Origin of the sequence: Streptomyces adustus (assembly GCF_009377175.1) — a bacterium.
GTDB classification, from domain to species: Bacteria; Actinomycetota; Actinomycetes; order Streptomycetales; family Streptomycetaceae; genus Streptomyces; species Streptomyces adustus.
Genome location: NZ_VJZD01000325.1, coordinates 1 through 8,832 on the forward strand (window position 1 = coordinate 1; position 8,832 = coordinate 8,832).

6 protein-coding genes are annotated in these 8,832 nt (G+C 72.5%); 3 read left to right on the plus strand and 3 right to left on the minus strand.

Annotated elements, in window-relative coordinates:
• Nucleotides 1-455 precede the first annotated feature (455 nt).
• On the minus strand, nucleotides 456-1,010 hold the full coding sequence (locus FNH09_RS41895; RefSeq protein ID WP_152895103.1) for a MarR family winged helix-turn-helix transcriptional regulator: 555 nt from the start codon (nucleotides 1,008-1,010) through the stop codon (nucleotides 456-458).
• 124 nt (nucleotides 1,011-1,134) lie between these two features.
• Between FNH09_RS41895 and FNH09_RS41900 the strand changes: the two genes are divergently transcribed.
• Nucleotides 1,135-2,421 carry an MFS transporter gene (locus tag FNH09_RS41900; RefSeq protein WP_338017846.1) on the plus strand — a complete coding sequence of 429 codons (1,287 nt, stop codon included), beginning with the start codon at nucleotides 1,135-1,137 and terminating at the stop codon, nucleotides 2,419-2,421.
• A 129-nt stretch (nucleotides 2,422-2,550) separates the two neighbouring features.
• On the opposite strand, the gene FNH09_RS41905 is transcribed toward FNH09_RS41900, so the two are convergent.
• Together FNH09_RS41905 and FNH09_RS41910 are read right to left on the minus strand one after the other, a co-directional pair.
• Nucleotides 2,551-4,209, minus strand: coding sequence for a SpoIIE family protein phosphatase (locus FNH09_RS41905; RefSeq protein ID WP_162469904.1), 1,659 nt, complete (start codon nucleotides 4,207-4,209; stop codon nucleotides 2,551-2,553).
• Nucleotides 4,210-4,448: 239 nt separating this feature from the next.
• Nucleotides 4,449-5,813, minus strand: a complete 1,365-nt coding sequence (locus tag FNH09_RS41910; RefSeq protein ID WP_338017847.1) for an NAD(P)/FAD-dependent oxidoreductase — start codon at nucleotides 5,811-5,813, stop codon at nucleotides 4,449-4,451.
• A gap of 417 nt (nucleotides 5,814-6,230) precedes the next feature.
• On the opposite strand from FNH09_RS41910, the gene FNH09_RS41915 reads away from it, so the two are divergent.
• Both FNH09_RS41915 and FNH09_RS41920 read left to right on the plus strand, forming a co-directional pair.
• A complete protein-coding gene (locus FNH09_RS41915) occupies nucleotides 6,231-6,977 on the plus strand; it encodes a TetR/AcrR family transcriptional regulator (protein ID WP_152895105.1) in 747 nt (248 codons plus the stop codon).
• Nucleotides 6,978-7,227: 250 nt separating this feature from the next.
• Nucleotides 7,228-8,832: sigma-70 family RNA polymerase sigma factor (locus tag FNH09_RS41920; protein WP_152895106.1), on the plus strand; the 1,605-nt coding region annotated here is incomplete at its 3' end.

Below are 8,832 nucleotides of genomic sequence, written 5' to 3' on the forward strand. Positions count from 1 at the left end.
ACCCTCTCGGGCTTTCCTCCGGGCTTTTTCCCTTCGGTCTTGCGTTTCCGACTCTATCAGACCGTTTCGCGATCCGATTTCCTCGGTGCTTTCCAGGTTCCCGCTCTCGCGTTTCCCTTTCCGGCGTTTCCGACTCTATCAGACTCTTTCGGGCCTGACTCCCAGTCAGCGGGCTTTGCCTTCCCGGCTATTGGGCCGTTCCGACGTCCCAAACCTTAGCGGATCTTCCCGGCGATTCCCAATCGACCGTTCGAGTCGACCAGAACCCGCCGAACCCCGATATCGAATTCAAATTCGGGCACGCCGAAAAGAACCCTGTCGGGCGATCATGCTGGTGGTTTGTCGCCGCAGAAGCGGCAGGAGACGCTGCCGAAGAACCGATACGGCTCCGTGGCAACCCGGAGAACTATACGCATCCGGCAGAGGGCCGTCAACCGCCCCCTGTCAAGATCTTTTCAGTCGAGGTCGCTGAGCCGGCCGCCGGCGTCCGGCTGGGCGTGCTCCACCCTGCGCAGCAACCTGGTCAGGACCTCGCCGAGCACCGTCCGCTCCTCCGCGGACAGGTCTTGGAGCAGGTCCTCCTCGAAGCCCGACGCCAGGCGCATCGCCTCCAGCCACATCCCGCGACCCTCGGGCGTGAGCTCCACGATCACGCGGACGCGGTTGGACTCGTCGCGCTCCCGGGTCACCAGACCCTCGGTGACCATGCGGTCGATCCGGTGGGTCATCGCGGCCGGGGTCAGGCCCAGGCGCTTGGCCAGATCGCTGGGGCCCATTCGATAAGGGGCGCCGGACAGGACGAGGGCCTTGAGGACCTCCCATTCGGCGTTGCTGATGCCGAGGGCGGCGGTCTGGCGGCTGTAAGCGACGTTCATCCGGCGGTTCAGACGGGACAGCGCCGAGACGATCTTCTCGACCTGGGGGTCGAGGTCCTGGAACTCGCGCTGGTAGGCCGCGATCTGCTCTTCGAGTGTGGGCTCGCCGAGTCGGCCGCCGGGGGTATCGCCCATGTCCGCAGTATGGCACGGGCCGCTTCGCGTCAAAGTCCTTCAACGTGTACTGTTTAGCTTCGAACTTTAGCTTTGAAGTCTTCAGCCCTAACGGCTGGACTTCACCAACTCGAAAAAGGTGAACGTGACCAGGGCGATGGGCGCAGCGATGCGCCGGATCCACGTGGGCAACGCACTCAGCGCGTTCGGGCTCGGCTTCACCGTCCCCTACCTGTACGTCTATGTGGCGCAGGTGCGGGGGCTCGGGGCCATGACGGCGGGTCTCGTACTCGCCGTCTTCGCCGTGTCCGCGCTGATCGTGCTGCCGTTCGCCGGACGGGCGATCGTGCGGCGCGGCCCCCGGCCGGTCCTGCTCACGGCCCTGGTCACCGCCGCGCTGGGCGCTCTGGGCCTCGGGCTCGCGGGCAACGCGGCCGCCGTCCTGTGCGCCGCGGTCGCCCTCGGCGCCGGTCAGGCCGTGATGCAGCCGGCGCTGGCGACGATGATCGTGGACTGTTCCACGACCGACACCCGCTCCCGTGCCTTCGCCCTTCAGTTCTTCCTCCAGAACCTCGGGCTCGGGGTCGGCGGTCTCATCGGCGGCCACCTCGTCGACACCACCCGCGTCTCCTCCTTCACCTTGTTGTTCGGCATCGAGGCGGCCGTGTTCCTGCTGCTGGCCGTGGTGATGTCGACGGTGCGGATGCCGCACGCGCCGCGGATCGGGGACGCGCCCTCCGGTGCGGCCCGGGGCGGCTGGAGGCAGCTGCTCGGCAACCGGGCGATGGTCCAGCTGTGCGTGCTGGGCTTCGTCCTGTTCTTCGCCTGCTACGGACAGTTCGAGTCCGGGCTGAGCGCCTACGGGGTGGAGGCCGCGGGGATCTCCCCGTCCGCTCTGGGCACTGCCCTGGCCGCGAACACCGCGATGATCGTGGTCGCGCAGTTCGCCGTGCTGCGGTTCGTCGAGCGCCGGCGGCGCTCGCGGGTGATCGCGGCCGTGGGGCTGGTCTGGGCCGTGGCGTGGGTCGCGGCCGGGTACGCGGGGCTCGGGCACGGCAGCCAGGAGATGGCGACGGCCGCGTTCGTGTCGACGTACGCGCTGTTCGGGCTCGGGGAGGCGATGCTGTCGCCGACCGTCGCGCCGCTGGTCGCCGATCTGGCCCCGGAGGGCATGGCAGGTCAGTACAACTCGGCGTTCGCCCTGGTCAAGCAGCTGGCGCTGGCGATCGGTCCGGCTGTCGGCGGGCCGATGGGCGCCTCGCTGCACGCGCCGTACGTCGTGACGTTCCTGCTGTTCTCGCTCGGGATCACCGTGCTCGGTGTTCGGCTGGGGCGGCAGCTGACCGCCGTACAGGATCAGCCGTGGCTCGGGCGCGGCCGGGTGGTCGCGCGGGGCGGGGCGCCCGCGGAGCCGGTGGCCGTGGACGTGTGAGTCATATGTGTGGGGCAGGTGAGGCGGCGGTCGTCCGGGAGGGCGGCCGCCGCCTTTTTCGTCCGTACGGGCCGCCGGTCTCGTCCGTACGGGCCGCCGGCCGGGCTCGGCCGGTCGGCTCGTGCGGGATCAGCCCGTCGGCTCGGCGGCCTTCGGCAGGACGAACTCGCACCAGACCGCTTTTCCGCCGCCCGGTGTCCGTCTGCTGCCCCAGTTGGAGGCGATCGTCGCCACGATGGCGATGCCGCGGCCCGACTCGTCGCCGGGTTCCGCGCGGCGGCGGGGCAGGTGGTCGTCGCCGTCGGTGACCTCGACGATGAGGCGGCGGTCGGTGCGGCGCAGGCGCAGCCGCATGGGCGGGGTGCCGTGCTGGAGGGAGTTGGCGACGAGCTCGCTGGCCGCCAGGACGCCCAGGTCGTGCAGATCGGTGGGGAAGCGCCAGCTGGTCAGGACGCCGGAGGCGAAGGCACGCGCGCGGGGTGCCGCTTCGACGCCGCCGAGGAGTTCCAGGGCCGCGTTGCGGAACAGTTCGCTGTCCGCGCCGGTGCGGGCGGGGTGCTGGAGGACGAGGACGGCCACGTCGTCGTCGTGGTCGGCGGTGACGCCCGCCGAGCGGACCAGGCGGTCGCAGACCACCTGGGGGGTGCCGGTCGCACCGGCCAGGGCGCGCTCCAGGGACGCGATGCCCTCGTCGAGGTCCTCGTCGCGGCGTTCCACCAGCCCGTCGGTGTAGAGGACGGCCGTAGAGCCGGGGCCGAGCGGGATCGAGCCCGAGGCGTGCATCCAGCCGCCCGTGCCGAGCGGGGGGCCGGTCGGCTCGTCGGCGCGCAGGACGGTGCCGTTCTCGCTGCGGACCAGGATGGGCAGGTGTCCGGCGGAGGCGTAGACAAGCCGTCCCTCGTTCGGGTCGTGGACGGCATACACGCAGGTGGCGATCTGGTTGGCGTCGATCTCCGTGGCGAGGCCGTCGAGGAGCTGGAGCACCTCGTGCGGGGGCAGGTCGAGGCGGGCGTAGGCGCGGACCGCGGTGCGGAGCTGGCCCATGACGGCCGCCGCGCGTACGCCTCTGCCCATGACGTCGCCGATGACCAGGGCCGTGCGGCCGCCGCCGAGGGTGATCACGTCGTACCAGTCGCCGCCGACCGCGGCTTCGGTGCCGCCGGGCTGGTAGGTGGCGGCGATGCGCAGGTCGTCGGGCTCCTCCAGTTCCTGCGGGAGGAGGGAGCGCTGGAGGGTGACTGCGGTCTCGCGCTGGCGGCGCTCGCTGGCGCGCAGGCGTGCGGCGGCCTCGGCGTGGTCGGTGACGTCGGTGGCGAAGACCAGGACGCCGTCGTCGCCGTCGCCGCCCTTGGCGACCGGGGTGCAGGTGAACGTGTAGGAGCGGCCGTCGGGGGCCTTGCGGGACTTGAGCGTGCGGGGCCTACCGCTGCGCAGGACCTGGTCGAGAAGCGGCAGCAGCCCCAGCTCGCGCAGCTCCGGGAGTGCCTCGGCGGCGGGCGCGCCGGGCGGGCGGGCGCCGAAGGCCGTCGTATAAGCGTCGTTGACGTGGGCGAGGCGGTGGTCGGGGCCGTGGACGAGGGCGACGAGGGCGGGGACGCGGTCGAGGACCTCGCGCACCGGGAGTTCGTCGACCACGGGCACGCAGGCCGCCCCGTCGGCGAGGTGTTCGGCGCGGGCCGCGGGCACGGAGCCGTCGCCCCGCCGGTCCGGGGAGACCTTGTGGTCGGTCCGCGCTGCGGCGCGGCGCTGCGTTCCGGGGAGCCGGGCGCTCCAGCGCGTGAAGTTCACGAATCCTTGCCTCGTGTAGTCGTCGTCGGCCGGCTCCGGACCCGGCCGTGGCTCCGGGGCCGCGCGGCGGTGGCCGCACATTGTCGCAGCACCGTGAAATGCAGCACTGGGGGAACAGCCTCGTGGGTTCACGGGCGAGCGGCGGGCTCGCCCGGGGCTCGGGGGTCAGTGTGGCAGGGTGGCCGTCCGGCCCGATATTCGTCAGACGTCGGGGTGGCCGGGGAAGTTCCTGGGTTCGGTCAGGACGACCCCTTCGGGTCGTCAGAAGGCTTGCCTCCGGCCGCCAGTTCGAACTCTGCACGGGGATGTTCGAGTGAGCCGAGCGAGACGATCTCTCTCTTGAAGAGTCCCGACAGCGTCCATTCGGCGAGCACGCGTGCCTTGCGGTTGACGGTCGGTACGCGGCTGAGGTGGTAGGCGCGGTGCATGAGCCACGCCGGGTAGCCCTTGAGCTTGCGTCCGTAGACGTGGGCGACGCCCTTGTGCAGACCGAGGGAGGCGACCGAGCCGACGTACCTGTGGGAGTACGTCAGCGGTGGCTCGCCGCGCAGGGAGCGGGCGATGTTGTCGGCGAGGACCTTGGCCTGGCGGACCGCGTGCTGGGCGTTGGGGGCGGTCTGCTTGCCGGGCTCCGCCGCGGTGACGTCGGGGACGGCGGCGGCGTCGCCCGCCGCCCACGCGTGCGTGGCGCCGTCGACCGTCAGCTCGGGGGTGCACTTCAGGCGGCCGCGCCCGTCCAGCGGGAGGTCGGTGGCGGCGAGGACCGGGTGGGGCTTGACGCCGGCCGTCCACACGACCGTTCGGGTCGGGAAGCGTTTGCCGTCGCTGAGGACGGCGACCCGGTCGGCGCACGACTCCAGACGGGTGCCCAGCAGGACCTGGATGTTGCGGCGGCGCAGTTCGGTGACCGTGTAGCGGCCCATGGCCTCGCCGACCTCCGGCAGGATGCGGTCGGAGGCCTCGACGAGGATCCACTTCATGTCCTCGGGCCGGACGTTGTGGTAGTAGCGGGCGGCGTAGCGGGCCATGTCCTCCAGCTCGCCGAGCGCCTCGACCCCGGCGTAGCCGCCGCCCACGAAGACGAAGGTGAGGGCCGCGTCGCGGATCGCGGGGTCACGGGTGGAGGAGGCGATGTCCATCTGTTCGATGACGTGGTTGCGCAGCCCGATGGCCTCTTCGACGGTCTTGAAGCCGATGGCGTAGTCGGCGAGGCCCGGAATGGGCAGTACGCGGGAGACGGAACCCGGGGCGAGGACGATCTCGTCGTACGTCAGCTGTCGTGGGCCGGTTCCCTCCTCGTCCGTGGCGAGGGTGGTCACCGTGGCGGTGCGCTCGGCGTGGTCGACCGCCGTGGCCTCGCCGATGAGGATGTGGCAGCGGGGCAACACCCTGCGCAGCGGTACGACGACGTGACGTGGGGAGATCAGGCCCGCGGCGGCTTCGGGCAGGAACGGCTGATAGGTCATGTACGGATCCGGGGTGACCACCGTGATCTCGGCCTCTCCCCGGCGGAGTTCCTGTTTCAGCTGCCGCTGGAGCCGCAGTGCCGTGTACATCCCGACGTAGCCGCCGCCGACAACGAGAATGCGCGCACGTTCCTTCACCGTCCCATGACGCACCCGCCGCCGGAGTTTGTCCACAGGCCCGGCAAATTGTGTGACCGCGTGCCCGAGCTGCCCGGACTTGGCCGGATCGCCGGAGTTCGAGGAAGGTGCGCAGGTCAGGGGATGTGCGCCAGGGGCCGTAAGGGGTGGATTCAGGACGTATACGGCCCGTACTCCGATCGGGGGGCGCTCCGTGCGGAACCTGCCCCTTCTGAATTGACTCCCACTCAACTATGTTCGTGTATCGACGGGGTGCAAGGGGAGGCGCGCATCGGGCTCGCCGGGGCCGGCCGGTCCGAGAGGGCCGACGGGACCCCGCGCGGCGGGGCCGGGCGCACGAGGCCTGTCCAGACGCCCCGGCAATTTAGATGGCGGGGAGAGTCTCCGGGGGGAGACGTCATTACCGGGGGATCACTTATGCACATTCAGGACTCTCATTGGTCGTCCGCATCCACGCTCGCCCCCGCGGCGGGCAACGGACGCGGGGACGCAGCGCGCACGACGCCGCTGCGTGTGGACGCACAGCGCAATCTCGAACACGTACTTCGGGCGGCCCGCGAGGTCTTCGGCGAGCTGGGGTACGGCGCGCCGATGGAGGACGTGGCGCGGCGCGCCCGGGTCGGGGTCGGCACGGTGTACCGGCGCTTCCCGAGCAAGGACGTCCTGGTACGGCGGATAGCCGAGGAGGAGACCTCCCGGCTGACCGACCAGGCCCGTACGGCGCTCGGTCAGGAGGACGAGCCGTGGTCGGCGCTCTCGCGCTTCCTGCGCACCTCGGTGGCCTCGGGTGCCGGGCGGCTGCTGCCTCCGCAGGTGCTGCGGGTCGGGGTCGCCGACGAGCAGGCCGACTCCGGTGCGCTCGACGAGACCCGGGTGCCTGCGCAGCGGACGCAGCCGGGCGAGGGTGAGCTGCGGCTGGTGTCCGAGGACATCGGGGCCGGTGCGGTCGACGACGCCGGGGCGGCGGCGCTGCTGGAGGTCGTGGGCCGGCTCGTGGAGCGGGCGCGGGCCGCGGGCCAGCTGCGTACGGACGTGTCGGTGTCGGACGTACTGCTGGTGATCGCGACGGCGGCGCCCTCGCTGCCGGACGCGGCGCAGCAGGCGGCGGCTTCGGCGCGGCTGCTGGACATCCTGCTGGAGGGACTGCGGTCCCGGCCAGCGTGAGTGCGGGAACGGGTGATCCTGCCGGGCTTCGGCCCGGCGGGTGACCCGATGGGGTGTTCAACTCTGGCGCTGGACGGTCGAGTTGGGCATTCGGTTGAGCATCCCCCGTTCGGGTGATGGTTAGTACTGGTTGGCGAGAGATCCCCACGGACGAGTGGATGCCTTGAACCGCAGGGCCCCGGCCGAGGCCGCTGTGGCACTCTGACGCGGTGGTCGGGACTGGCGGTGCAGGCGGCGGGGGCTTTCCGCGATGAGCGTTGACGGGCGGGACGGGGCACGCGAGGACGGTGACGCGCGGGCCGACGGTCCGACCACGCCGCAGGTGCCGGCCCAGGGCGGCCGGACCGACGTGCCACCGGGCCGCGGCCCGGCTCCTGCCGAGAGCACGGGTCCGACGCCGTCGCAGGACGGCTCCCCGACTCCCACGGACGGCCGTGTCCCCGCCCCGGCGGGAAGTGCCGCCCCGGCGCCCGTCGAGGGCACTGTTCCGGCACAGCGCGATCGGCGCGAGGACGGCGCTCTTCCGCCGCGGGAACTGCCGCCTCATGCGCGACCGCCGCTGTTCGTGGAGCTGCCGCCGGCCGACTCCGAGCTGATCGACCGGATGCGGGCGGGCGACGACTCGGCCTACGGGGAGCTCTACCGGCGCCACGCGGGCGCCGTGCGCCGGTACGCGCGCACCTGCTGCCGGGACGCCCACACCGCCGACGACCTCACGGCCGAGGTCTTCGCCCGCATGCTCCAGGCGGTGCGCGGCGGTTCCGGCCCCGAGTACGCCGTACGCGCCTATCTGCTCACCTCCGTCCGCCGCGTGGCCGCGAACTGGACGCGGTCGGCGAAGCGGGAACAGCTGGTGGACGACTTCGCGGTGTTCGCCGCCGGGGCGACCCGCCCCTCGGACCTGTCCGACGACGACACGCTGGAACTGGGCGCCGACGTCCGTGCCCTGCACGAGGCCGAGCAGTCCATGGCCATGCAGGCCTTCCGGTCACTGCCCGAGCGGTGGCAGGCCGTGCTGTGGCACACCGAGGTCGAGAACGAGTCGCCGAGCCAGGTCGCCACGCTCTTCGGGCTCGACGCCAACGGCACGCGCGTGCTCGCCAGCCGCGCCCGTGAGGGCCTCAAGCAGGCCTATCTCCAGGCCCACGTCAGCACCACCGTCGCCGGCGACGAGGAGTGCGCCCGCTACACCGACCAGCTCGGCACCTACGCCCGCCGCAAACTGCGCACCCGCGCCGAGCGGGGGCTGCGCAAACATCTGGCGGAGTGCGCCCGGTGCCGACTGGCCGCGACACAGATCGAGGAGGTCGCGAGCGGCATCCCCGCGGTGGTGCCGGTCGCCGTCCTCGGCTGGTTCGGCGCCGCCGGGTACGCCAAGGCGCTCGGGCTCATCGCCGGTGGGGCAGGAGCTGCCGGAGCGGCGGCGGCAGGCGCCGGAGCGGCAGCGGGCGGAGCGGCAGCGGGCGGAGCGGCAGCGGGCGGAGCGGCAGCGGGCGGAGCGGCGGCAGGCGGCGGAGCGGCGGCAGGCGGCGGAGCGGCGGCAGGCGGCGGAGCGGCAGCGGGCGGAGCGGCAGCGGGCGGAGCGGCGGCAGGCGGCGGAGCGGCAGGCGGCGGAGCGGCAGCGGCAGGCGGCGGTTCGTCCGGTGGGGCCGGGGCGGGCGCGGCGGCCTCGGAGGCGCTGGGCGCGCCGGTGAAGGCCGGCATCGCGGCCGGAGTGGTCGCCGTGGCGGCGGCCGCGGTGGTCCTCGCGCTCGTGGGCCAGGACAGTCCCGCGAAGAAGCCCGAGGCCGCGGCACCGCCCTCCGCCGCCCCGGTGGTCGGACCGGAGCCGTCCGTCACGCCCGCACCCTCGAAG

Bases quoted from the DNA above. Each gene is read 5' to 3' on its own strand.
- FNH09_RS41895 (WP_152895103.1), bottom strand. From the start codon at position 1,010: ATGGGCGATACCCCCGGCGGCCGACTCGGCGAGCCCACACTCGAAGAG.
- FNH09_RS41915 (WP_152895105.1), top strand. From the start codon at position 6,231: ATGCACATTCAGGACTCTCATTGGTCGTCCGCATCCACGCTCGCCCCC.